The organism is Frankia sp. Hr75.2 (assembly GCF_949319125.1).
Classification (GTDB): Bacteria; Actinomycetota; Actinomycetes; order Frankiales; family Frankiaceae; genus Parafrankia; species Parafrankia soli.
In genome coordinates this window covers 76,636-100,583 of the sequence record NZ_CASGGV010000332.1, presented here as the reverse complement: position 1 = coordinate 100,583, position 23,948 = coordinate 76,636, and the positions used below count along the sequence as shown (strand labels likewise).

Annotated in this window: 21 protein-coding genes and 1 pseudogene; all 22 read left to right on the top strand. The window is 73.3% G+C overall.

The genetic code is table 11. The annotated features are described in order from the left end of the window. The first annotated feature begins 194 nt into the window (after positions 1-194). The 22 genes and pseudogenes from AC559T_RS31810 to dprA all read left to right on the top strand — a co-directional run bounded on the left by AC559T_RS31810 (position 195) and on the right by dprA (position 23,818). Positions 195-779, top strand: coding sequence for a YceD family protein (locus AC559T_RS31810; protein WP_020458769.1), 585 nt, complete (start codon positions 195-197; stop codon positions 777-779). Then, positions 779-949: a 50S ribosomal protein L32 gene (gene rpmF, locus AC559T_RS31805; RefSeq protein WP_020458770.1), complete on the top strand. Its 171-nt coding sequence runs from the start codon at positions 779-781 to the stop codon at positions 947-949. Before AC559T_RS31810 ends, rpmF begins: the two co-directional genes overlap by 1 nt. Positions 950-956: 7 nt before the next feature. Next, on the top strand, positions 957-1,943 hold the full coding sequence (locus tag AC559T_RS31800; RefSeq protein WP_498871069.1) for a phosphate starvation-inducible protein PhoH: 987 nt from the start codon (positions 957-959) through the stop codon (positions 1,941-1,943). Beyond that, positions 1,940-2,657: pseudogene (rnc, locus tag AC559T_RS31795) on the top strand (ribonuclease III); the annotation flags it as partial. The gene AC559T_RS31800 and the pseudogene rnc, both read left to right, overlap by 4 nt. A 302-nt stretch (positions 2,658-2,959) precedes the next feature. Continuing rightward, the gene (gene mutM, locus AC559T_RS31790; RefSeq protein WP_498871068.1) at positions 2,960-3,889 is read left to right on the top strand and encodes a bifunctional DNA-formamidopyrimidine glycosylase/DNA-(apurinic or apyrimidinic site) lyase; all 930 of its coding nucleotides are present in this window, start codon (positions 2,960-2,962) and stop codon (positions 3,887-3,889) included. Positions 3,890-4,191: 302 nt separating this feature from the next. Then, positions 4,192-4,968 (top strand): DUF2786 domain-containing protein, encoded by a 777-nt coding sequence (locus AC559T_RS31785; RefSeq protein WP_020458774.1) that lies wholly within the window; start codon positions 4,192-4,194, stop codon positions 4,966-4,968. Positions 4,969-5,485: 517 nt separating this feature from the next. Then, positions 5,486-5,797, top strand: coding sequence for an acylphosphatase (locus AC559T_RS31780; RefSeq protein ID WP_071060615.1), 312 nt, complete (start codon positions 5,486-5,488; stop codon positions 5,795-5,797). A gap of 518 nt (positions 5,798-6,315) precedes the next feature. Next, positions 6,316-6,513 carry a hypothetical protein gene (locus AC559T_RS31775; protein ID WP_018504552.1) on the top strand — a complete coding sequence of 66 codons (198 nt, stop codon included), beginning with the start codon at positions 6,316-6,318 and terminating at the stop codon, positions 6,511-6,513. A gap of 544 nt (positions 6,514-7,057) precedes the next feature. Then, on the top strand, positions 7,058-10,849 hold the full coding sequence (locus AC559T_RS31770; protein WP_498871038.1) for an AAA family ATPase: 3,792 nt from the start codon (positions 7,058-7,060) through the stop codon (positions 10,847-10,849). 196 nt (positions 10,850-11,045) lie between these two features. Then, positions 11,046-12,341 (top strand): signal recognition particle-docking protein FtsY, encoded by a 1,296-nt coding sequence (gene ftsY, locus AC559T_RS31765; protein ID WP_071060611.1) that lies wholly within the window; start codon positions 11,046-11,048, stop codon positions 12,339-12,341. A 452-nt stretch (positions 12,342-12,793) separates the two neighbouring features. Then, positions 12,794-14,359 carry a signal recognition particle protein gene (gene ffh, locus AC559T_RS31760; RefSeq protein ID WP_071060714.1) on the top strand — a complete coding sequence of 522 codons (1,566 nt, stop codon included), beginning with the start codon at positions 12,794-12,796 and terminating at the stop codon, positions 14,357-14,359. Between the two features lie 256 nt (positions 14,360-14,615). Next, entirely contained in the window at positions 14,616-15,056 is a 441-nt protein-coding gene (gene rpsP / locus AC559T_RS31755; protein ID WP_026240110.1) for a 30S ribosomal protein S16, read from the top strand. After that, positions 15,057-15,290 (top strand): RNA-binding protein, encoded by a 234-nt coding sequence (locus AC559T_RS31750; protein WP_006544182.1) that lies wholly within the window; start codon positions 15,057-15,059, stop codon positions 15,288-15,290. A gap of 36 nt (positions 15,291-15,326) precedes the next feature. After that, on the top strand, positions 15,327-16,067 hold the full coding sequence (gene rimM / locus AC559T_RS31745; RefSeq protein WP_498871067.1) for a ribosome maturation factor RimM: 741 nt from the start codon (positions 15,327-15,329) through the stop codon (positions 16,065-16,067). Positions 16,068-16,168: 101 nt separating this feature from the next. Further along, on the top strand, positions 16,169-17,020 hold the full coding sequence (gene trmD, locus AC559T_RS31740; RefSeq protein ID WP_112105302.1) for a tRNA (guanosine(37)-N1)-methyltransferase TrmD: 852 nt from the start codon (positions 16,169-16,171) through the stop codon (positions 17,018-17,020). A 563-nt stretch (positions 17,021-17,583) separates the two neighbouring features. After that, complete coding sequence (gene rplS / locus AC559T_RS31735) at positions 17,584-17,940, top strand: 50S ribosomal protein L19 (protein WP_020458783.1); 357 nt, start codon at positions 17,584-17,586, stop codon at positions 17,938-17,940. A gap of 192 nt (positions 17,941-18,132) precedes the next feature. Next, complete coding sequence (lepB, locus tag AC559T_RS31730) at positions 18,133-19,428, top strand: signal peptidase I (RefSeq protein WP_498871037.1); 1,296 nt, start codon at positions 18,133-18,135, stop codon at positions 19,426-19,428. Between the two features lie 5 nt (positions 19,429-19,433). Further along, entirely contained in the window at positions 19,434-20,156 is a 723-nt protein-coding gene (locus AC559T_RS31725) for a ribonuclease HII (protein WP_071060710.1), read from the top strand. Continuing rightward, positions 20,153-20,449, top strand: a complete 297-nt coding sequence (locus AC559T_RS31720) for a DUF2469 domain-containing protein (RefSeq protein ID WP_011606858.1) — start codon at positions 20,153-20,155, stop codon at positions 20,447-20,449. The genes AC559T_RS31725 and AC559T_RS31720 overlap by 4 nt, the downstream gene beginning before the upstream one ends. Positions 20,450-20,646: 197 nt before the next feature. After that, positions 20,647-21,003 carry a YraN family protein gene (locus tag AC559T_RS31715; RefSeq protein ID WP_071060603.1) on the top strand — a complete coding sequence of 119 codons (357 nt, stop codon included), beginning with the start codon at positions 20,647-20,649 and terminating at the stop codon, positions 21,001-21,003. Continuing rightward, the gene (locus AC559T_RS31710) at positions 21,003-22,595 is read left to right on the top strand and encodes a YifB family Mg chelatase-like AAA ATPase (protein ID WP_498871036.1); all 1,593 of its coding nucleotides are present in this window, start codon (positions 21,003-21,005) and stop codon (positions 22,593-22,595) included. The genes AC559T_RS31715 and AC559T_RS31710 overlap by 1 nt, the downstream gene beginning before the upstream one ends. Beyond that, a complete protein-coding gene (gene dprA / locus AC559T_RS31705; RefSeq protein ID WP_498871035.1) occupies positions 22,592-23,818 on the top strand; it encodes a DNA-processing protein DprA in 1,227 nt (408 codons plus the stop codon). Before AC559T_RS31710 ends, dprA begins: the two co-directional genes overlap by 4 nt. Positions 23,819-23,948 lie beyond the last annotated feature (130 nt).

Below are 23,948 nucleotides of genomic sequence, written 5' to 3'. Positions count from 1 at the left end.
CATCCAGGTCGTCACCCAGGTCGTTCGGCCTCCGGGCCGGGCCGGCCGGCGTCCACGCCGATCGGTTCACGGCCGGCCGGGTGGCGGCGATTCGGGAGGCTCGGGGCGGGTGCATTCCGGGTCCGTACGACCGGTGCCCGTCCCCAGGTCACTCCGACACCGACCGCGACGTGAGAACATCTGCTGTGACAGCCATGACCACACAACGAGCCCGTCGGCGCGCCCCCAGGGGGCCCTACGTCCTCGACACCCGAGAGCTCGGCCGCCGGCCGGGCTCGCTGCGGCGTGTCGAGACGACGATCATCCAGCCGTCGGATTTCGGCACCGAGCTGGTGCGCGTGCCCACCGGTGCCGCCGTCGAGCTCGACCTGCGGCTCGAGTCCGTCATGGAGGGCGTCCTCGTGAGCGGGGTGGTCACCGTCCCCCTCGTCGGCGAGTGCGGCCGCTGCCTCGACGAGGTCTCCGACTCGGCGTCCGTGGAGATCCTCGAGCTGTTCTACTACCCGGAGCGGGCCGTCGAGACCGAGGACGAGGACGACACCAGCGTCCTCGTGGACGATCACGTCGATCTCGAGCCGGTGGTGCGTGACGCCGTCGTGCTCAGCCTCCCGCTGTCGCCGGTCTGCCGTCCCGACTGTGCCGGCCTGTGCGTCGACTGCGGTGGGCGGCTCGACGATCTCGGGCCGGACCATTCCCACACCCAGCAGGACCCGAGGTGGGCGGCTCTGTCCGGCCTTGCCGAGGCCCCTGCCACCACCGATAACAAGGAGAAGGACTAGTGGCAGTCCCGAAGCGGCGCACCTCGCGCAGCAACACCCGGTCCCGTCGGGCGCAGTGGAAGGCCAAGGCGCCGGCGCTGGCCAAGTGCTCGCGCGGGCACACGATCCGGCCGCACACCATGTGCCCGACCTGCGGCCGTTACAACGATCGCCAGGTGCTCGACGTCTGACCACGGTATGGCACGTGTCGCTGTCGACCTGATCGGAGCGGGCTCCCCGCCGGGCGACCTGCTCGGCGAGATCACCGCCGTCCTCGATGCCGATCCGCGGGTGACCCTGACCGTGGTGGCGCCCACGGACACGGTCGCCCCCGTGCTCGCCGAGCACGGTGTGCTCGAGGGCGGCCGCGTCCGGCTGGTGAACGCGTCACGTGGCGTGGCGCCGGGCCCCGAGGCGCTGCGTGAGGTACGTGCGCTGCGTGAGGCCGGGGTCCGCGTCGCGGCCCGTCTCGTCCGGGACGGCCACGCCGACGCGATGGTCTCCGTGGCCCCGCTCGAAGCGGTCATCGCGGCGGCCGGGTTCACGTTCGGGCTGGTGCCCGGCGCGACCCGGGCCGCCGCGGCCGCGGTCGTCGGGCCGGCCGAGTCCCCGGTGATCCTCTGTGACGCGGGCGGCTCGGTCGACGTGACCGCCGACGAGCTGGCCCAGTTCGCCCTCGCGGGCGCATGCCTGGCGCGCGTCCGGCACGGTGTCGGCGCTCCGGCGGTCGGGCTGCTGTCGGCGCGGCCAGCCCTCCTGGACCCGCTGCGCCGCTCGGCCGGTGACCTGCTCGCGTCGCTGGGCCTCGACCTCGTCGGTCCGGTAACCGCCGACAGGCTCCGGACGGGAACCGGCGTCGACGTCGTCGTCACTGACGGATACACCGGTGACGTGGTGCTCTCCGCGCTGTACCCCAGCGCGCGCCGGGCACGGCCCGAGACGGACCCGGCCTGCTGGCAGGCGAACAGTTCGGACCTTCAGGGGGGAATCATCGTGCTGGGAGTGGACGGTACGGCCGTCCGAGCGGGTGGGCCGGCCGCGACGGCCCCGGTGGGGCCGGGAGCGCTGCCGGAGGCTGTCCGCGCCGCCGTGGGCGCCGCGCGCGCCGGGCTTTCCGGGGCGGTGCGGCAGGCCATGGCGACGCTCGTCGACCGCCGCCGGGAACTGGCGGGGCTGTCCCGATGAGCCGGTCGCAGTCGGTTCCCCCGCCGCGGGACGGATTGGTCGAGGCGCTCGACGTCCACATCGACCCCGAGCTGCTCGACCGCGCGCTGACCCACCGCTCGTACGCGTACGAGAACGGCGGGCTGCCCACGAACGAGCGGCTGGAGTTCCTCGGCGACGCGGTGCTCGGTCTGATCGTCACGGCCGCGCTGTTCCGCCGGCATCCCGACCTCCCCGAGGGGCAGCTCGCCAAGCAGCGTGCCTCGGTGGTGAACATGCGGGCACTGGCCGACGTCGCGCGGCTGATCGGTACGGCGGGTATCGGGCCGTACCTGCTCCTCGGTCGCGGCGAGGAGGCGACCGGCGGGCGGGACAAGCCCAGCATCCTGGCCGACACGCTGGAGGCGGTGATCGGGGCCGTCTACCTTTCGAACAGCCTCGACGTGGCCTCCGGGTTCGTCCACCGGCTCTTCGACCCACTCCTCGACGAGGCGGCCGGGCGCGGCGCCGGGCTGGACTGGAAGACCTCGCTGCAGGAGCAGACGGCTCTGCTGGGCCTCGGCCCGCCCGACTACGCCGTCACCGAGGCCGGCCCCGATCACGCGAAGCGGTTCACCGCGTTCGCGCGGGTCGCCGGCGAGGTGCTCGGCGAGGGTGAGGGCGGTAGCAAGAAGGAGGCCGAGCAGCGCGCCGCGGCCGCCGCCTTCGCGGTGCTCGAGAAGCGCTCGGCGGTGAACGCCGAGGACGAGCTGACGGCCGGCGCGGCCGCCGATCCGGGCGATACCGCCACCGCTTCCGGCAAAGGCGCCTCCGCTCCGGGTAACGGCGCCGCCGGACCGGGTGGCACCGCCGCCGGTTCGGGTGACGGAGCTGCCGCTTCGGCCAACGGCGCCGCGTCGGGCCGGGCGTCCGCGGTGGACGGAACGGGGCCGGCGAGCGATGCGGACGTGGACGTGGACGTGGCGGTGAGGGCCGGCGCCGCCCAGGGCGACTCGACGCCGGCAGCGCGGGACTCCCGATGACTCTCGCCATTGGTGATGCCTGAGCTGCCCGAGGTCGAGGTCGTCCGCCGGGGCCTCGAGCGCGGGGTGGTCGGCCGCACTGTCGCCGAGGTGGAGGTCCATCACCCGCGGGCGGTCCGCCGCCATCTCGCCGGGGCCGACCACTTCGCCGCCTCGCTTGTCGGGCAGACGGTGGCCACGGCGCGCCGGCGCGGCAAGTACCTGTGGCTCGGGTTCACGCCGTCTGAACCGCCCAGGCCTCCCGAGGCGCTCAAGTCGTCTGAACCGGCCGAGCCGTCCGAACCGGGCGGCCCGGCGGTCGGTGACGCGCTGCTCGGTCATCTCGGGATGAGCGGCCAGCTCCTCGTGGTTCCGGCGGACAGCCCGGACCAGGTACACCTGCGGGTCCGTTTCCGGTTCACCGACGAGGGCCGCGAGCTGCGCTTCGTGGACCAGCGGACGTTCGGTGGTCTTGCTGTGGTCTCGGGCGGGGCGGAGCTGCCTGCCCCGATCGCCCACATCGCGCCCGACCCGCTCTCCGTCGACTTCGACCCGGAGCGTTTCGTCGACGCGCTGCGCCGCCGGCGCACCGGCCTCAAGCGCGCCCTGCTCGACCAGACGCTGATCAGCGGCGTGGGCAACATCTACGCGGACGAGGGCCTGTGGGCCGCGCGCCTGCACTACGCCCGCCCGACCGAGACGGTGACCCGCGCCGAGGCGCTGCGGCTGCTTGACGCGGTCCGCACGGTGATGACGGCGGCGCTGGCCGCCGGCGGTACCTCCTTCGACCGGCTCTACGTCTCGGCCGAGGGCGTCAGCGGGCTGTTCGAACGCTCGCTGGAGGTCTACGGACGCGGCGGCCAGGCGTGCTCCCGCTGTGCCTCGACCATCCGCCGGGACGCGTTCATGAACCGCTCGAGCTTCAGCTGCCCGGCGTGCCAGCCCCGGCCCCGTCGGGTCCGGTGATATTCTTCGAACACACGTTCGAATCGCTTCGCGTCGAATCGCTTCGCGTCGGATCGGGAGCAAGCCGGTCCGGCACAGGTCGGTCCGGCACAGGTCGGTCCGGCACAGGTCGGTCCGGCACAGGTCGGTCCGGCACGCGGCGGTCGGGCGGGAAGCAGGATCCCGCAGGTATTCGACTCAGCCTCGTCGGTGGCCGTGACCGGGGGCGCTGGCGATGACAGCCATGCCCGGTCCGGCGGGGCCTCACAGACTGTGTTCTCTTCTGGTATCCACTCCGGAGGAGGACCGTGGACGGAGGCGCCATGAACCCCGACGCTCTGCTCGGCCGCGTGCGCAAGCTGCTGGCGATGGCGGAGGCCGAGGGCCTGCCTGACGCGGCCCGGGAGAGCTACAACGCCAAGGCGGCGGAGCTCATCGCCCAGTACGGCATCGACCGGGCACTGATCGAGGACGGTTCTCCCACCGGCCCGGCCGCCGGCGACGTCGTGATGGGCATCGACGCGCCGTACGCGCGGGACAAGATCTCTCTGCTCGCCAGCGTCGCCGACCCCCTGGGCTGCCGGCTCGTGCACCGCACGGCGCCGTCTCCGGCGGGCAGCGGCGGAGCAACCCTGCACTCCGCGCATCTGTTCGGCATGGCGGTCGACATCGAGCGGGTGCAGATGATCTACACCTCGCTGCTCGTCCAGCAGGCGCACGGCCTCGCAGCGGCCCGTCCGCCGGCCTGGGAGGATCCGCGAGCTTTCCGCCGGTCCTGGATGGCGGGCTTCGCCGTCGCCGTCCGGGACAGGCTCGCCCAGGCCGAGGAGGCGGCGCGCCGCAGAGCGGAGGAGAGCCGGGCGGCCGACCCGGCCGCCGCCGGGCCGGCCGCCCGGCGTTCGGTCGCGGTCGTGCTGGCCGGTCGGGAGGGCCTGGTCGAGGCACATCTCGCCCGCGTCTATCCGCGTTTGCGTACGACCCGGACGAGGCAGCTCTCCGGATCCGGCGGTCGGGACGGCTATCAGGCCGGCCAGCGGGCAGACCTCGGGGAGGGCAGGCGGGTGCCGTCGCAGCGGCGGGCGCGGCGGCAGATCAGTTGACCGGATGACGGGGCCGTGCGCAGATCCGCCCGAGGGCTGACCTGGAGTCGGTGTGGCGCCAGGAGTCGGTGCGACCAGGACCCGGCCGCACCGACTCGTCAGATACCTACAGCTTGCCGCCGGGCAGGTTGGGCACCGCGGTCTGAGTCGGCCGCTCGCCGCGAGGCGGCGCGTAGCCCGGCCCGATCACCTCCTCGGAGGGTGCCGGGGCCGGCGTCACGGTGCGGACGCCCTCGGTGCTGGCGTGCGGAACCGGGGTGACCCCACCGTCCTGATGAAAGTCCTGACCACAACCGGAGAGGAGGAGTGCGGCACCTATCGAGCCCGCGGCGGCGGCACACGCGAGAGATCGCCGAATCGCAGATCGCCTCGGCGTGTGCACGCGGTCACCAACGGTGGTCTCGCTTGACGGCGTCCCACGTCGCGGCCCGGCCTGAACGGTGGCCTGGGCGTCCCTGTTGAGCTGCGCGCTCTCGATGCACATGGTGTCCACAATGGCTAGTACCCTACCGCCCCGATGAACGAGGTTCGCGCGACGAAGGACGCCTCCGGCGGGGACGTGGTCCGCCTCACCGCCCGGGTCGAAGGTCTTGTCCAGGGAGTCGGGTTCCGTGACTACGTGCGCACCAAGGGCCGTCGTCTCGGGCTGGTCGGCTCTGCCACCAATCTGCCCGACGGTGCCGTAGCGGTGATCGCGGAGGGTGAGCGGGGCGCCTGCGAGGCGCTGCTCGAGCTGTTGGTGACCGGTCACACCCCGGGGCACACCGAGCGGGTCGATCATGTCTGGGGCGAGCCGCGGGGCGGATTGGCTGGCTTCCTGCGGCGCTGAAGCGCGTCGGACGAAGGGCGCGAACGCGTCGATTGAACAGACGCGCAATCTGCGGCGACGCGTGTACGAACGGCGGCGAACTTCGCGGAGAAGCCTTCGGCGGCGTGAGTGCGTTTTTGCCCGGTGGGACCACGCCGTCACCGCGTCGATTGTTGATCAATGCTGTCCGCTGTCACTTCGCGCCGCCCTGCTTCCCTTGCGGCATCGCATGATCGTGGCTGGTGGCAGGCCCGAACGTGGGAGGAAGGGGATGAGGAACAAGCCACCTGTCGAACTCGCCACATGGCGGAGCGGGGGTGAACGTGCTGCAACTGGTCCCGGGTCATGTGTCCCGTCGGGTGTACGCCGGCGAGGATTTTCCGATGTTCGGCGGACCGGGCAGGGGCCTTGTGGCATGCTCTTGACTTTCGGTCGCCTGACGTGGGATTCTTAGGTCATTCTCTGGGCCGCGCTCCGATCTTTCTGGTCCCGTCGCGCCCAACATCCCGCTAGGTCACTCATCGTGGAGGACCATCACCATGGCGAAGGCCCTTTTCGGCCACGTCGGTTCCGGCAGCGACATGCGTCTCTCGTACGAGGTACGCCGTCTTCGCGCCCGAGTAGCTGAGCTCGAGTCAGAGCTTGCACGCGTCCGGGCGGTGAACGAGGCACTCGTGGACGGTGTCGACGTCCCTGCCGACGTGCGCGCGCTCGACGTGGAGCCTGCGCTCACCTGAGCCCCCGAGCCCCGACATCCGGGCACCCTGTGTGCCCCATATGCAGTGTCCAGCACGGCACGGACCCCCCTGGTCCATCAGCCGGGCAGGCTCCGTCGCGCCTGCGTGCGTCCCACTCGGGTGTGCCCTAGTGTCCCACGGGCACACCCAGGTGCGCCCGTGGGCGATCATGCCTAATTTCCATCGCTCAGGGTAGGCGTTATGTAGCCTTGAGTCTATTTGGTGTGCTCGGGTGCTGATCCGCCGCTGGCTCCGCCTTTGTGGACGGGGCCCTCGCGGGCTGGCGTGCCGCCTTCGCGCACACGACAGCGGCCGTATGACTGCGGCCGCACATACGGATCGGGCTGCCGGTTCTCCGGTCGGCGCGGTCCCGCTCACGGTGCCGTGCGGTCCCGCGGCGACGTGCGGGGCAGGACGACGCTCGCCGGGGCGCCGGGCGTCCCTCGGTACCATGAGCGGGACGAATGTCGGTCGATCTTCGTCCGGGTCGGTGGTCGCCGGCCCGGTAGCGGGGGTTGCCGTTCCCTCCGCCGCCCGGAGCCCGGTGCATCTCAAGAGCCTTACCCTGCGGGGTTTCAAGTCGTTCGCGAGCTCGACCACCTTGCATCTCGAGCCCGGCATCACCTGTGTCGTGGGTCCCAACGGCTCGGGCAAGAGCAACGTCGTCGACGCGATCGCCTGGGTGCTGGGTGAGCAGGGCGCCAAAGCCCTGCGCGGCGGCACCATGTCGGACGTCATCTTCGCCGGCACGCCGTCGCGCCCCGCACTGGGCCGTGCCGAGGTCCTGCTGACGATCGACAACACCGACGGCGCGCTGCCGATCGAGTACTCCGAGGTCACCGTCGGGCGGTTGATGTTCCGCAGCGGTGAGAGCGAATACACCATCAATGGCACCACCTGCCGGCTCCTGGACATCCAGGAGCTGATGAGCGATTCCGGCATCGGTCGCGAGCTGCACGTGATCGTCGGCCAGGGCCAGCTCGACGCCGTCCTGCACGCCCGGCCCGAGGACCGCCGCGCGTTCATCGAGGAGGCGGCCGGTGTCCTGAAGCACCGCAAGCGCAAGGAGAAGGCGCTCCGCAAGCTCGAGGCGATGGCCGCGAACCTCACCCGCCTCACCGACCTGTCCGCCGAGCTGCGGCGTCAGCTCGGGCCGCTCGGTCGCCAGGCGGAGATCGCGCGCAAGGCGGGCGTGATCCAGGCGGCGCTGCGCGACTCCCGGCTCCGGCTGCTCGCGGACGATCTGGCCACCGCCCGCTGCGCGATCGCCTCCGACGCCGCCGACGAGGACGTGCTGCGGCTGCGGGTCGCCCAGACGGAGAAGGCGCTGGCCGACGGGCAGCGACGGGAGGCTGAGCTCGAGGCGCGGCTGGCCGCGGTCGTCCCCCGGGCGGCGGCGGCGGCCGAGACCTGGTACGGCCTGGCCTCGATCCGGGAACGGCTGCGGGGGAGCAGGTCGCTCGCCGCCGAGCGCTCCCGCCTGTTGGGCTCGGCGGAGGAGCACCGCGGCGGTCGCGACCCGGAGGAGCTGGAGCAGGAGGCGACGGCCGTCCGAGAGCAGGAGCTCGCGCTCACCGAGCGTCTCGAGCTGGACCGGGAGACCCTCGAGGAGGTCGTCGCCCGCCGGGGCTCGCTGGAAGAGGAGCTTGCGCGGGAGGAGAGGGCGCTTCTCGCCGCGGCGAAGGCGGCTTCGGACCGCAGGGAGGGAATCGCGCGGCTCGGCGGGCGGGTCGAGGCCGCCAGGTCCCGTGCGGGGGCCGCCGAGGCGGACATCGTGCGGATGACCGAGGCACTGGATGCCGCCCGCGCCCGGGACGCCGAGACTGCCGGGTCCCGCTCCGCGCTCGACACGGAGCTCGCGCGGATCGAGACCGCCCGCGACGAGGTCGCGCAGCGGCACAGCGAGGCCGTCGCCGTCCATGAGGCGGCGAGCGAGCGCCTGGAGGTCCTGCGCGACGCCGAGCGGGCGGCGGAGCGCGACCGTGCCTCCTGGCAGGCGCGCCGCGACGCGCTGGAGCTCTCCCTCGAGCCGGCGGACGGGGCCAGCGCCCTGCTGCGCGCGGCGGCAGGGGAGACGACACCGGCCGACGCTGGTACCGGCGCCGCCGGCGATGGCGGCAACAGCGCGGGGGAGGGGGCTGGGGGCGGTGGCCGCAAGCGCCGGCCGGGCCGTGGCGGGCGGAACGACCCGCGGCAGGCGGTTCCCGCGCAGCTTCCGCCGCTGGAGCCCTCCGTCCAGGTCATCGGCCGGCTCGCCAGCTTCGTCACCGTCGCGCCGGGTGCGCAGGCGGCGATCGCGGCGGCGCTGGGCCCCGCCGCCGACGCGCTGCTCGTCGGTACGCCCGCCGACGCGCTGGCCGCCCTGCGCTGGCTGCGTACCGCCGACGCCGGCCGAGCCGCCCTCGTCCCGGCCGACCGCGTGGACCAGCCCCACCGGGCTGATCAAACGGATGGGGTCGACCCGGCCGATCAGGCGGACGGGGCCGGCCGGGCCGAAGCGGGCGGTGGTTCCCCGCAGGGACGTCCCGCGGACCGGAAGCCGGACCTGCCGGCCGGCGCCGTGTACGCGTTCGACCTGGTCACGGTGGTCGACGCCCGGTACGCCCCGGCCCTGCGGGAGCTGCTCGCAGACACGGTCGTCGCCGACGACCTCGACGTCGCCGGGCGGGTGATCGAGCACAGTCCGGAGGCCAGGGTCGTCACCCGGGACGGGGACGTCGTCGGGCCCCGGTCGGCGGTCGGCGGCAGCGCCACGCCACCGTCGGTGCTCGAGATCCAGACCGCCGCGGACGAGGCCGACCGCGGCGCGACCGAGGCGTCCGCCCGCCGCGAGGCGGCCCGTGAGGAGATGGGCCCTGCGCGGGCCGAGGTCGAGCGGGCCCGCGCCGCGATCGACGCCGCGCTCGCCGAGCGCCATGCCGCCGACGCGCGCCACCGGGCCCTGTCCGAGCACCTCGCCCAGATCGAGCGGACCAGGGGCTCCGCCGCCGGGGAGATCAGCCGGCTCGAGCGGTCCAGGCTCGCCGCGGAGACGGCCCGCGACCAGGCCTACGGGGCGCTCACCGAGCTGGAGTCGCAGCTGGCGGCCAGCTCGTCCGAACCGGACGTCGGGGAGCGCTCGCCCGCGGAACGCGACCGGCTGGTCGCGGCGACCTCCGCGGTCCGCGCGGCGGAGGTCGAGGCGAGGCTGTCCGTGCGGACCAGTGAGGAGCGCGCCCGCAGCCTGCACGGTCGGGCCGACGCGCTCATGCGTTCGGCGGCCAACGAGCGGGCGGCCCGGGCCGCCGCGGCCCGGCGCCGGGAGGTCCGCGAGCGCCAGTCCGCGACCGCGGCCGCGTTGGCCGACGCGGCGGGCGTCGCGCTGGAGGCACTCGAGAGGTCGCTCGCCGCCGCCGCGACCGAGCGGGAGACGGCCGAGACGGCGCGGCGGGACACCGAGGCCGAGCTCGGCACGGTGCGTGAGCAGGTCCGCGGCCAGGCGACCGAGCTCGCCGCGCTGCGCGACGCCGCGCACCGCGACGAGCTGGCGCGGGCCGAGAAGCGCCTGCGGGTCGAGACCCTGGAGGCGAAGACCCTCGAGGAGCACGGCGTCGCGGCGGACGACCTGATCGCCGAGTTCGGCCCGGACGTCCCGGTGCCGCCCGACGAGCCGGACGGCGTGCCGACGCCGTTCGACCGGGCCGAGCAGGTGGCGCGGGCGGGCCGGGCGGAGAAGCAGCTTGTCCGGCTCGGGAAGATCAACCCGCTGGCCCTGGAGGAGTTCGCCGCGCTGCAGGAGCGCGCAGCCTTCCTCTCCACCCAGCTGGACGACCTGAAGAGCACCCGACGTGATCTTCTGCTCGTGGTCGACGAGGTCGACGCGCGGGTCCGGGAAGTGTTCGAGACAGCGTTCGCCGACACCGCGCGTGAATTCGAAGTGGTCTTCGCCACGCTCTTCCCGGGCGGTGAGGGACGGCTCGTCCTGACCGATCCGGACGACATGCTGACCACCGGGATCGAGGTCGAGGCGCGTCCACCGGGGAAGAAGGTCAAGCGGCTGTCACTGCTCTCCGGCGGGGAGCGCTCGCTCACCGCCCTCGCGCTGCTGCTCGCGATCTTCCGGGCCCGGCCCTCGCCGTTCTACGTCCTGGACGAGGTCGAGGCGGCCCTGGACGACCGGAACCTGGGCCGCCTGCTCAACGCCGTGGAGGGGCTGCGGCAGAAGTCGCAGCTGATCATCATCACGCACCAGAAGCGCACGATGGAGATCGCTGACGCCCTCTACGGTGTGTCGATGCGCGGTGACGGCGTCACCACGGTGATCAGTCAGCGGCTGCGCCAGCGCGCCTCCGCCTGACAGCCGGTGACGGCTGGTAGTGGCCGCCGAGCCGGGGGCTGTGCCCTGTCGCCGGCCCCGCTGCGGGCCGCCGGACGGCCAAACCACACCGCGAGCCGGTAACGAGGGCGCGTGACCACTCCTCCGGGCCGCCCCGCTTGCGGTGGTCACGGGGTGGGCGAGCGATGGTTGCCCGGCGATCTGTAAGGATCGTGTCGTGGAGCTGGTCATCCTCATCGTTGTGATCGCCGTGGTCCTGGTCGGCATGGTCGGCCTCGTGGCCGGCACCGCCCTGCGCTCACGCTCCCGTCGGGGCGGGTCGCGGGACGCGGACCGGCCGGACGCGGGCGCCGCGCCGTCCGCTCGGTCGGGTGTCGCCACACCGACGATCCCGCCGACATCCCCGCAGACCGGTGCGGCCCCACCCGGCCGGTCGGGCCTGCCCGGCGAGACGGCGGACTCGCCGGCCGGGCTGGTCGGGCAGGGCGGGCCGGCCCCCGCCGGCGCGGCGGGCACGGCGGGCGCGGACAGCGTGCCGGTCACCGGGCCCGAGATCGTCGCCCCGCGGGCCCCGATCGAAGTGCCCGCGCCCGCGACGGGCCGGATGGTACGGCTGCGCGCCCGGCTCGCCCGTTCGCAGAACGCGCTCGGCCGCGGTCTGCTGGCGCTGCTGTCCGGGGACAACCTGGACGAGGAGGCGTGGGAGGACGTCGAGGCGACACTGCTCGTCGCCGACGTCGGAGTCACGGCCACGGCCGAGATGGTCGAGGCGCTGCGCGAGCGCACCAGGGTGCTCGGGGCGCGCACGGCGGCCGACGCCCGGCTGATGCTGCGCGACGAACTGCTCGCCCAGGTCGGCACGACCACCGACCGGTCGCTGCGGACGTCCGCGCCGGACCGGCCCGCCGTGGTCCTTGTCGTCGGCGTCAACGGCACCGGAAAGACCACAACCTGCGGCAAGATCGCTCGGCTGCTCGTCGCGGACGGCCGCTCGGTCGTGCTGGGCGCGGCGGACACCTTCCGCGCGGCCGCCGCCGACCAGCTGGAGACCTGGGGCGGCCGGGTCGGGGCGACGACCGTGCGCGGCGCGGAGGGGGCGGACCCGGCGTCGGTCGCCTTCGAGGCCGTCAAGCGCGGGATCGACGACGGTGCTGACACCGTGCTCGTCGACACGGCCGGGCGGCTGCACACGAAGGTCGGCCTGATGGACGAGCTGACGAAGATCAAGAGGGTCGTCGGCAAGCAGAGCCCGGTGGACGAGGTCCTCCTGGTCCTGGACTCCACCACGGGGCAGAACGCCCTCGTCCAGGCCCGGGTGTTCACCGAGGCGGTGGACATCACCGGCGTCGTGCTGACCAAGCTGGACGGCACCGCCAAGGGCGGGATCGTCATCGCTGTGCAGCGGGAGCTCGGTGTCCCGGTCAAGCTGATCGGCCTCGGTGAGGGCCCGGACGACCTGGCGCCCTTCGAGCCGGAGGCGTTCGTCGACGCGCTGCTGGGCGAGCCGGCCTGACGGCCGCGCGACCGTCAGGCCGCGCCTTTACGTGGCCTCCGCGGTGCGGCCGCGGTTCCGCGGAACCGCGGCCGCACCGCGGCGCGCCTGCTCACTGCGAGGGGGCACCGGAGGACCACAGCTCCGGCCGCTCGAGCCACTTCCGCTCGGACCTGGGTTGATCTAGTCTTTCCGCCTGTGCGGATCCATCGGGATCCGCGGACAGCCGCGCCCCAGGCCGCGACCGGGTCTTGATCGGTCGGGCATGTGAGCCTCCGGCGAGGTGTCTCGCCCTCCTCAGCGCAGAGGGCGGAGCCGGCCGGCGTCGTGCCGGGATCCGTGCGGGCACGCCTCGCCGGGCCGGGCGTCCCGTCCACGGCGGGCCTCACGTCGTCCCGGGTCCCGGTTCCGGATCGGCGCGGGGTGCGTACGCTGGTGCCTGCGGTCCGTCTGCGATCTCGGAGTGTGTGCGCGTGTTCGACACCCTTTCCAGCCGCCTCGACAAGGTCTTCACGTCGCTGCGTGGCAGGGGGCGGCTGACCGACGCCGACATCGACGCCACCGCCCGTGAGATCAGGGTGGCGCTGCTGGAGGCCGACGTCGCGCTGCCGGTCGTCCGCGGTTTCGTCGCCGCCATCCGCGAGCGGGCCCGCGGGGCCGAGGTGAGCACCTCGCTCAACCCGGCGCAGCAGGTCATCAAGATCGTCAACGAGGAGCTCGTCGCCATTCTCGGCGGCGGCACGACCACGTTGCGCTTCGCCAAGACGCCGCCGACCGTGATCCTGCTCGCCGGCCTGCAGGGAACCGGCAAGACGACCCTCGCCGGCAAGCTCGGCCGCTGGCTGCGAGCCCAGGGGCACACGCCGCTGCTCGTCGCCGCCGACCTGCAGCGCCCGAACGCGGTGAACCAGCTCCAGGTCGTCGGCCAGCGGGCCGGGGTCGAGGTCTTCGCCCCGGAGCCCGGCAACGGTGTCGGTGACCCGGTGCGGGTCGCCCGCGACGCGCTCGCCCACGCCCGTCGCCACGTCTTCGACGTGGTGGTCGTCGACACGGCCGGCCGCCTCGGTGTCGACGAGGAGCTGATGCGCCAGGCCGCCGACATCCGCGACGCTGTCTCGCCGGACGAGATCCTCTTCGTCCTCGACGCGATGATCGGCCAGGACGCCGTCTCCACGGCCCAGGCCTTCGCCGACGGAGTCGGCTTCACCGGTGTCGTGCTGACCAAGCTTGACGGTGACGCGCGCGGTGGTGCCGCGCTGTCGGTGGCCCGGGTGACCGGGGCGCCGATCATGTTCGCCTCCACCGGCGAGACCCTCGACGACTTCGACGTCTTCCACCCCGAGCGGATGGCCTCGCGCATCCTCGGCATGGGCGACATGCTCACGCTCATCGAGCAGGCCGAGAAGGCGTTCGAGGTCGAGCAGGCCGAGGCGATGGCCGTCAAGATGGCCAACTCGGAGTTCACGCTCGAGGACTTTCTCGAGCAGATGCTCACCGTTCGCAAGATGGGCCCGATCGGCAACCTGCTCGGGATGCTGCCCGGAATGGGGCAGATCAAGGACCAGCTCGCCCAGGTTGACGACCGTGACCTCGACCGGGTCGTCGCCATCATCCGGTCCATGACGCCGGCCGAGCGGCGGGACCCGAAGATCCTCCAGGCATCCCGCAAGGCCCGGGTGGCGCGCGGGTCCGGCGTGACCGTCACCGAGGTCAACCAACTGCTGGACCGCTTCGGTGAGGCGCGCAAGATGATGCGGCAGATGGCCGGCGGCGCCGGCCTGCCGGCGGGAATGGCACGCGCGAAGGCGGCCCAGGCCCGCAAGGCCGCCAAGAAGGGCAAGGGCGCGCGGCGCAGCGGAAACCCGGCGGCACGCGCCGCGCAGGCGCAGGACCGCCGCAACGCGCCCCAGGACGGCCCGCCGGCGCTCGGCCTTGGGGGCGACGGCCTGCAGGGCATGCCTGACCTGTCCTCGCTCATCCAGCAGGGTGGCTTCGGGGGCGGCGACACCCCGCCGCGGCGTCCCCGCCCAGGCCGCTGACCCGCGCGAACCCACCCGCCCGGCGGGGGCCCTGGCGAAGACCCGGGTGCCCCGGGCGTTGCGTCGGCAGGTGATCTGGCAGACTGTAAGGTCATACAGGCCCTGCCTGCCGGCGTCGGCGTGGCCGCTCTCAGGTGAGTTCCCTCAGGGACCTCCGTGGTGGCTGGTCGTCGGCGGTGTTCTCCCGCCATCGGGGCGTCACGGCTAGTCCGTGTGTTCCGGTGGTCATCGATATGTCTGGAGCCGTACGACCACCGTGGCAACAAAGATCAAACTTCAGCGCCTCGGCAAGATGCGCGAGCCGCACTACCGCATCGTCGTCGCCGACGCCCGCACCAAGCGGGACGGCCGGGTCATCGAGGCCATCGGGCAGTACCACCCGAAGTCCGACCCGAGCATCATCAAGGTCGACCCGGACCGCGTCGGTCACTGGCTCTCCGTCGGCGCCCAGCCGACCGAGCCCGTGCTCGCGATCCTCAAGGTGACCGGCGACTGGCAGAAGTTCAAGGGCCTGCCCGCTCCCCCGCCGATGAAGGTCGCGGCTCCCAAGCCCGACAAGCGGGAGATCTTCGCGGAGGCGGCCCGCGCCGCGGCCGCGGCGGACGACAAGCCCGCCACCACTCCGAAGAAGGCGAAGAAGTCGGCCGCGGCCGACGGTGCCGAGTCGGCGCCCGCCGAGTCCGCCGCGGGGCAGTAAGTGCTCGAAGCGGCCCTCGAGCACCTCGTCCGAGGCATCGTCGACTATCCCGACGATGTCCGGGTGGATCTGTCGAGCAACCGGCGCGGCCGGACGCTGGAGGTCCGGGTGCATCCCGACGACCTCGGCAAGGTCATCGGTCGGCGCGGCCGGACGGCTCGGGCGTTGCGCACCGTGATGGGCGGTGTGGGCGGTCGCGGTCTGCGGATCGACGTCGTCGACGTGGACCGGTAGCCGTGTGCGCTCATCGTCTCCGTGCCCATCGCCTTCATGGGCACGTGGCCGCGTCCCATGGGTGAGCCTGTCGTCGTCGGGCGGGTCGGCCGTCCGCACGGCATTCGTGGCGACGTGACCGTCGACGTCCGCACCGACCTGCCGGAGCGCCGTTTCGCGCCGGGGGCCCGCCTGGTTCGCCAGGTGGCCGATGGGCCGGCCTCGCGGCCGGCCGCGGGCGCCGCCGGCCCGGCTGATGCCGCAGGTACAGCTGATGCCGCGAGCGCAGCGGGTGCGGCGGACGCCGCGGGTGCGGCTGATGCCGTCGGCACGGCGGCTGGTCCTGGCTCGGCGGGCGATTCCGGCGCCGCCCGGGCCGCCGGGCCGCCGGGCGCGACGGTGCTGTCCGTCGTGGCGTCCCGGTGGCATTCCGGCCGTCTGCTGGTCCGCTTCGACGGGGTCACGGACCGTGACGCCGCCGAAGCGTTGCGGGGCAGCTTCCTCACCATCGACTCCGACGAGTGCGGCCCGGCGGTCGACCCCGACGACGAGGACGACGACGGCGAGCTGTGGTGGGATCGCGACCTGGTCGGCCTGCACGCGCGCACGCCTGCCGGGGACGTCCTCGGTGAGGTCGTCGACGTCATCCATTCCCCGGGCGGGGAGATCCTCGCGATCGGCCGTCCCGAGGGCGGGGAGTACCTGGTGCCGTTCGTCCGGGAGATCGTGCCCACCGTCGACCCAGCGGCGGGGCACATCGTGGTGGACCCGCCTCCCGGCCTGCTCGACCTCGACTGATTCGGCGCTCCCGCCCGGCCGGCGCTCCCGGCTCCGTCACCGCCCCGTTTCGAGGCGCCGCCCACCGGGTGCGGCCCACCTCCCTCTGACGAAGGCAGCGGATGCGCATCGACGTCGTGACGATCTTCCCGGACTATCTGCGCCCGTTGGAGCTGGCCCTGGTGGGCCGCGCCGCGTCCCGGGACCTCGTCGACATCCAGACCCACGACCTGCGCGCGTGGACGCACGACGTCCACCGCACCGTCGATGATTCCCCGTACGGCGGGGGGCCGGGCATGGTCATGCGCCCGGAGCCGTGGGACGCGGCGCTGCGCGACATCGTGGCCCGTGATCCGTCGCGTCGTCCCCGAGTCGTGGTGCCCACCCCGGCCGGTGTTCCGTTCACCCAGAGCTACGCCGCCGAGCTGGCGGAACAGGACTGGCTGATCTTCTGCTGCGGCCGCTACGAGGGCATCGACGGCCGGGTGGTGGACGCCTGGGCCGACGACGAGATCTCGATCGGCGACTACGTGCTCGCCGGCGGCGAGGTCGCCACACTCGTCATGGTCGAGGCGGTGACGCGGCTGCTTCCCGGCGTCGTCGGCAACGCGGAGTCGATCATCGATGACTCCTTCGCCCACGGGCTGCTCGAGGGGCCGGTCTACACCAGGCCCCCGGTGTGGGAGGGCCGCGCGGTGCCCGAGATCCTCCGCTCCGGCGACCACGCGGCGATCGCCCGGTGGCGGCGGGAGGAGGCGCTGCGCCGGACCCGCCGAAGGCGCCCGGAGCTGCTCGACCGGATCGAGCTGTCGGACGCCGACCGCGCGGTGGTGGCGAGCACCATCGTGGCCGCCCATGGCGGCGGGGACGACCCCCCTGTAACGGGTGTCGAGGACGCGGTGACGGTTGCCGGGAGAGGCACGATCGGTGACGGGCCGGCTCCGTCGGGTTGTGCGTCGAGCCACTGTTCCTGAGCTTCCTGAGTGCTCCGTCGCCTGACTTCTTCGCCGTCCTCCGCCATCGCCGAGCCGGGCGGCCGACATCGAGCCGCCGACCAGCCTGGCCGCGAGGTGTGGACGGGGCGGGGCGTGAGCCGGCCCGTGGTGGCCGGGTCGGCCGCGCCGCGCGTGGTACTGGGGAGGGGCCTGGCGACCGGACGTCGCGATCGTGTGGCACAGTAGGATGCGGTGTCCGCCGGTTCTCTGGCCGACGTTGTCGTGACCGATGCGGTCGTGACCGATGCTTTGATGATCGACATAGCTGTGACCGGCCCTGCCGCGATCGGAGTTGTCGTGAGCGGCGTCGTAGCGACACGCGATATCGTGATCGGCGCTGTCGGTCCGCCGATCCGGCGCCCCGGTCGGTTCGCCGACCCGGCGTAGCCGCTGTTCCGGTTTCCGCCGTCCCGGCGTGTGCTCGCCCGGCCCTGGGTCGGTGCGGTGCCCCGCGTCGAGTGGCGTGCCGGTCGACGCGGCCCGCCGGGCACGTTCCGGCGTTCATGCATTTGACTGTGACAACCTCTGAGGAAGCGACTGCCATGCACACCCTGGACAGCCTCGACGCCGAGTCGCGCAGGACCGACGTGCCGGAGTTCTGGCCGGGCGACACGCTCAAGGTCCACGTGCGTGTGGTCGAAGGTAACCGCCAGCGCATCCAGGTCTTCCAGGGCGTCGTGATCCGCCGCCAGGGGGGCGGCGTGCGCGAGACGTTCACCGTCCGCAAGGTGAGTTTCGGTGTCGGTGTGGAGCGGACCTTCCCCCTCCACAGCCCGATCGTCTCGCGGGTCGAGGTCGTGACGCGCGGTGACGTCCGCCGGGCGAAGCTCTACTACCTCCGCCAGCTCCGCGGCAAGGCCGCGAAGATCAAGGAGAAGCGCGAGCCGGTCGGCCGCTGATCCCGCGCGCGGGCCGGCAGCCCGGTGACCTCGTCGCAGGACTTCCGGCGACTGGCCGCTCACCAAACCACTTCGCCGCGTGAGCGGTGCAGCAGGATGGTCAGGTCGTGGGTCGAACCGGTCAGGCCACGGCCATGGGCGGGTGTCGACCCGTTCCGTGACGAATGACGGCCGACCTCGCGAGGTGGCGCAGTGAGTGGATCGGACCGGGGCACGCCCGAGCCGTTCGGTGGTCAGGCGCAGGGCGGTCCGCCGTCCGGCGGCCCGGCCTCAGGCGCTGCGGCGGGTGGTCACGGGCAGCGCGGTGACGCGGCTCTCCCCTGGGACACCGGCACCGACGTCTCGGACTCCCGGCGCGCTGCGGATTCCGGCCTGGCCGATTCCGGGCTGGCCTCGGACACCCGCGGCCGGGATGAGCGCGGTGACCTGACGGGCGACGCCGTGCACCCGCCAAACGGGCCGGACGGGCCTACCGGAACGGCCGGGCACGAGGGCGCGGCCGGGGGCGGTGAGCCTGCGGCGACGGGCCGGCGGATCTCGCGCCCGCCGGCGGGGCGGGACCGCGGGCGCGGCTCCTTCCTGCGCGAGCTGCCGGTCCTGGTGCTGGTCGCGTTCCTGCTGGCGCTGCTGATCAAGACCGTGTTCGTCCAGGCGTTCTGGATTCCGTCCGAGTCGATGGAGCGGACGCTGCTCATCGACGACCGGGTCCTGGTGAACAAGGTCATCTACCATTTCCGGGACGTGCACCGGGGCGAGATCGTCGTGTTCAACGGCGAGGGCACCGGTTTCGAGCGGGAATCGATCGTGGCCCCGCCGGCCAACGGCCTGAGCAGGTTCATCCGCGGCGCACAGGAGCTGCTGGGCCTCGGCGCGCCGAGCGAGAAGGACTTCATCAAGCGGGTGATCGGCGTAGGCGGTGACGTCGTCGCGTGCTGCGACGCCGCTGGGCGGGTGACGGTGAACGGCAAGGCGCTGGACGAGCCGTACGTCTACGAGAACGACTTCCAGGCGTTCGGGCCGTTCACGGTCCCCGACGGGGACCTGTGGCTGATGGGCGATCACCGCTCTCGCTCGTCGGATTCCCGCCAGAACGGCCCGGTCCCGCAGGACAAGGTGATCGGCCGGGCGTTCGTGCGGGTGTGGCCGCTCGGCCGGTTCGGCCTGCTCACGGTGCCCGGCACGTTCTCCGGCATCCCATCGGCCTCCGCCGCGCCTGCTCGGACGCCCGCTCCGACGTCCGACGAGACGGCACCGAGTTCGCCGCCGGGCGCGGTCGGCGTGCCCGGAAGCACCGGATCCGCGGATCTGCTGATCGCCCCGGTCGGCGCACTCGCCCTCGCCGTTCCCGCGAGCCGGCGGCGGCACTCGGGCGGGCGGCGGTCGACCGGCGGGCGGTCCATCGGCTGGTCGACGCGGGCGAGCGGGGAGCGGCGCTGCGGCCCGCGCAGGCGGTGGGCGAGACGGCGCGGCATGGGCGGTTCACCCTGATCGCGATGGACGTGCGTGGCACGGCGATCCGCTCCGACGCCGGCCTCTTCGGCTACGAACGGGCGCTCGTCCGACGCGGGCTCGGGCCGGTCGCAGGTGTGGACGAGGCCGGCCGGGGAGCCTGCGCCGGGCCGATGGTGGTGGCCGCCGTCGTCCTGGATCAGCGTCGTCTGGGGCTGCTCAGGCGGCTGGCCGACTCGAAGCTCCTCACCGAGCGGGTCCGCGAGGAGGTCCACGCGGATGTTCTGGCAGCGGCGGCGGCGGTGTCGACCATCGTCATCCCCGCCGCCGAGATCGATCGGAACGGCGTGCACGTCGCCAACATCATGGGGATGCGGCGGGCGGTGGCGGCGCTCGACGTCCGGCCGAGGTATGTGCTCACCGACGGGTTCGCGGTCGCGGGTCTTGGGGCCGAGTCGCTGGCGGTGATCAAAGGCGACCTGATGGTCGGGTGCATCGCCGCGGCGTCGGTCGTGGCCAAGGTGACCAGGGACCGGATCATGCGTAGTTTGCACAAGCGGTATCCCGAGTACGATTTCGCGCAGCACAAGGGCTACGTCACAGCGGCGCACACCGCCGCGATGACGCGGTACGGGCCGTGCGAGCAGCACCGACTGTCATATGTCAACGTCGCCGCGCTGGCGGCGCCGGCAGGGGAAACACGATCGTTGCGGCTGGAGGACAGGGTTGCTATGACCAGCCTGCGTGGCGTCACGGAGACCGCATGAGCGCGGAGGATCTCGAAAAGTACGAGACCGAGATGGAGCTCCAGCTCTACCGCGAGTACCGCGACGTGGTCGGGTTGTTCTCGTACGTGATCGAGACGGAGCGTCGTTTCTATCTCGCGAACGATTATCAGATCGAGGTCCGGAACAGTACGGACGGCGAGGTCTTCTTCGAACTGACCCTGCGGGACGCCTGGGTGTGGGACATGTTCCGTCCCGCCCGATTCGTGAAGAACGTGCGAGTCGTCACCTTCAAGGACATCAACGTCGAGGAGCTCACCAAGGCCGAGCTCTGAGCGACGGCGCGCCACCGGTTCGCGTGCCGTCGCGGACGGTGGTGCCCCGTGGTGCCCGTCGCGCGGACCGCTCCGGGTGACCCTGTGGACGAGAAAACCTTGTCCACAGGTCTCCCTTCAGCGGCCACCGACGGCTCGCGCACGCGGAACCTGATCTCACCGGCGGGCGACCGACCCCCGGTGGGACGGAGCCTCGGATGCGGGTCAGTCAGCGGCTCGGCAAGTTCGGTGAGGACGTCGCCGCGCGCCACCTGAGCGCCGACGGTGCGGAGATCCTTGCCCGGAACTGGCGCTGCCGGGACGGCGAGATCGACATCGTCGCCCGCCACGGCGACACGCTCGTCTTCTGCGAGGTGAAGACGCGCAGCGGCGCGGACTACGGGAGCGGCCCGGACGCCGTGGTCGGCCGCAAGGCGGCGAGAATCCGGCGGCTGGCCGTGCGATGGCTGGCCGAGCACCCGCATCCACCGGCGATCATCCGTTTCGACGTGCTGTCGGTCTACCGGGAGCGGCAGGGGTCCGTCCGGGTGGAGCACCGGCGGGGTGCCTTCTGATGGCGCTTGCGCGGTCGCTGGCCGTCGCGGTCGTCGGTATCGAGGGCCATCTCGTCGAGGTGGAGGCCGACCTGGCCCGCGGCCTGCCCGGGCTGACGCTCATCGGCCTTCCGGACGCGGCACTCCACGAGGCCCGGGACCGGGTGCGGGCCGCTGTCGTCAACTCGCGTGAGCGCTGGCCGGACCACCGGATCACGGTCGGCCTGTTCCCGGCGACCCTGCCCAAATCCGGCAGCGGCTTCGACCTGGCCATGGCCGCCGCGATCCTGGGCGCCGCCGGCGTGGTCCCCGCAGCCGCCCTCGGTAGCAGGGTCCTGATCGGTGAGCTCGCGCTCGACGGCCGGCTTCGGCCGGTGAGCGGGGTGCTGCCAGCCGTTCTCGCTGCGGTCGAGGCCGGCCTGGCGAACATCGTCGTGCCCGAACCCAACGCGGGCGAGGCGTCGTTGGTCCCGGGCGCGGTCGTCGAGTCCATGCCCGACCTCGCCAGCGTGCTCGGCCTGCTGCGCGGCCGCCCACGGCTCGGCCTGGCCCGGTTCCCCGCGGCATTGGCACCGGCACGGGTGTCGGAGCCCGCATCGGTGTCGGCATCGGCGGCGGCGCCGCCGGAGCGGGAGCCGGAGCCGATCGGGCCTGATCTCGCGGACGTCGCCGGCCAGAGCCGGGGGCGCCTGGCCGTGGAGGTGGCCGCCGCGGGCGGACACCACCTGTTCATGCAGGGCCCGCCCGGCTCGGGCAAGACCATGCTGGCCGAGCGGCTGCCCGGGCTGCTTCCGCCGCTGGACACCGCCGCCGCGCTGGAGGTCACCGCCGTGCACTCGGTGGCGGGCGTTCTTCCCGTCGGCCGCCCGCTGGTCACGCGGCCTCCCTTCCGTAGCCCGCATCACTCCGCCACGCCGGCGGCGCTTGTCGGCTCCGGCTCCGCGGTGATCCGCCCGGGGCTGGCCAGCCAGGCGCACCACGGCGTCCTGTTCCTCGACGAGGCACCGGAGTTCGGCCGAACCAGCCTGGACGTGCTGCGCCAGCCGCTCGAGAGCGGTGTCATCGAGGTGGCGCGGGCCCGGGCCACCACCCGGTTCCCCGCCCGCTTCCTGCTCGTGCTGGCCGCGAACCCGTGTCCCTGCTCGCGGGCCCGCGGCCCCCGTGACAACACCTGCGACTGCCCGAGCACGGTGCGCCGGCGCTACCTGGCGAGGCTGTCGGGGCCGCTACTCGACCGGATCGACATCCAGGTGGCGTTGACCGCGCCGAGCCGTGCCGAGCTGCGGGCCGATCGGGGGCTTGGCACCTCCTCGAGCGTCGTCGCCGAGCGCGTCGCTTCGGCCCGGGCCGCGATGCGGCGCCGACTCGCCGGCACGCCGTGGCGGCGTAACGCCGAGGTGCCCGGCCCGTCACTGCGCCGCCAGTGGCCGCTGCGGCCGGCTGCGACCCGGCTCGCCGACCGTGCCTTCGAGCGGGGCCTGCTCACCGCGCGTGGGCTGGATCGGGTGCTGCGCGTCGCCTGGACGGTGGCGGACCTCAAGGGCGAGGACCGGCCGGGCCCCGACGAGATCGGGCTCGCCCTGGACCTACGCCTTCCCGGGGGATCAGCGTGAGTGCCGGGGCGGGCGAGGTGTCGTCCCCGATTGGTGCTCCTGCGCCCGGCGGCGACGAGCCACGGCGCCTTGCGCGGATCGGGCTGAGTCGCATCGCCGGCCCGGATCTCTCCTCGCTTCCCGAACAGCTGCACGGGCTCGGAGATATTGCGCTGTGGGAGCGCCTGAGGCCGCAGCACCCCGGTGTCGACCCGCGCCAGGACGTCGAGACCGCCGCGCAGGTCGGCGCGCGTCCCATCTGCCCAGGTGACCCGGAGTGGCCCTCCTGTGTCGACGCCCTCGATGAGGCCCGTGGCGGCGGCCGGGAGGTCGGCGCCCCTCTCGTGCTGTGGGCTCGGGGGGCGGGCCGGCTCGATCACCTCAGCCAGCGGGCCGTGGCCGTCGTCGGCTGCCGCGCGGCCACGGCGTACGGCGTCCACCAGGCGGAGGATCTCGGGTACGGGCTCGCCGGGCGCGGCTGGACGGTGGTCTCCGGCGCGGCGTTCGGAATCGACGCCGCCGCACACCGCGGCGCCCTCGCTGCCGCGGGGCCGACAATCGCGGTCCTCGCCGGGGGTGTGGACGTGCCCTACCCTGCCGCGCACGCCGACCTGCTCGACGAGATCGCCGCCTCCGGCCTGGTTCTCAGCGAGACCCCACCGGGCAGCCCGCCCTACCGGCGGCGGTTCCTCACCCGAAACCGGGTCATCGCCGCGCTGTGCGCGGGGACGGTGCTCGTTGAGGCCGGGCTCCGCAGCGGTGCGCTGAACACCATCCGCCATGCCCGGCGGCTCGGCCGCACCGTGATGGTGGTGCCCGGGCCGGTGACGAGCGCGATGAGCGCCGGCTGTCATCGCCTCCTGCGGGACCATCGCGAGGAGGCGGTGCTGGTCACCAGCGCCGGTGACATCTGCGAGGAGATCGGCCCGATCGGCGAGCTGGAGCCCCGCTCGACCGGCCCGGCCCGGGCGCGCGACGGTCTCGCGGATCTCGTGCTGGAACTGCTCGACGTGATGCCGGCCCGCTCCACGATCGGCGTCGCCGAGCTGGCCCGCCGCGTCGGCAGGCAGCCTGGGGCGATCCTCGCCCTGCTGGGCCCGCTCGCGGTCGAGGGGCTGGTGGAGGCGACCCACTCCGGGTATCGGCTGACCGCGCTCGGCCGCTCCTCCTCGTCCCCGCCCCGAGGCCAGCCAACCTCGCCCGAGGGCGCGCCGCCGGCGGCGTCCGGCTCCACGCCGCCTTGACGCCTCGCCATTCCGGCGGCCAAGGTCGCGCAATGGGGACGGGTGGCGATCCCGCGGCCACGGCCCGCGGTGGCCGTGGTGACAGCGCTGGTGGCGGCAACGGCGGTCGCGCTGGCGCAGGTCCTGGTGA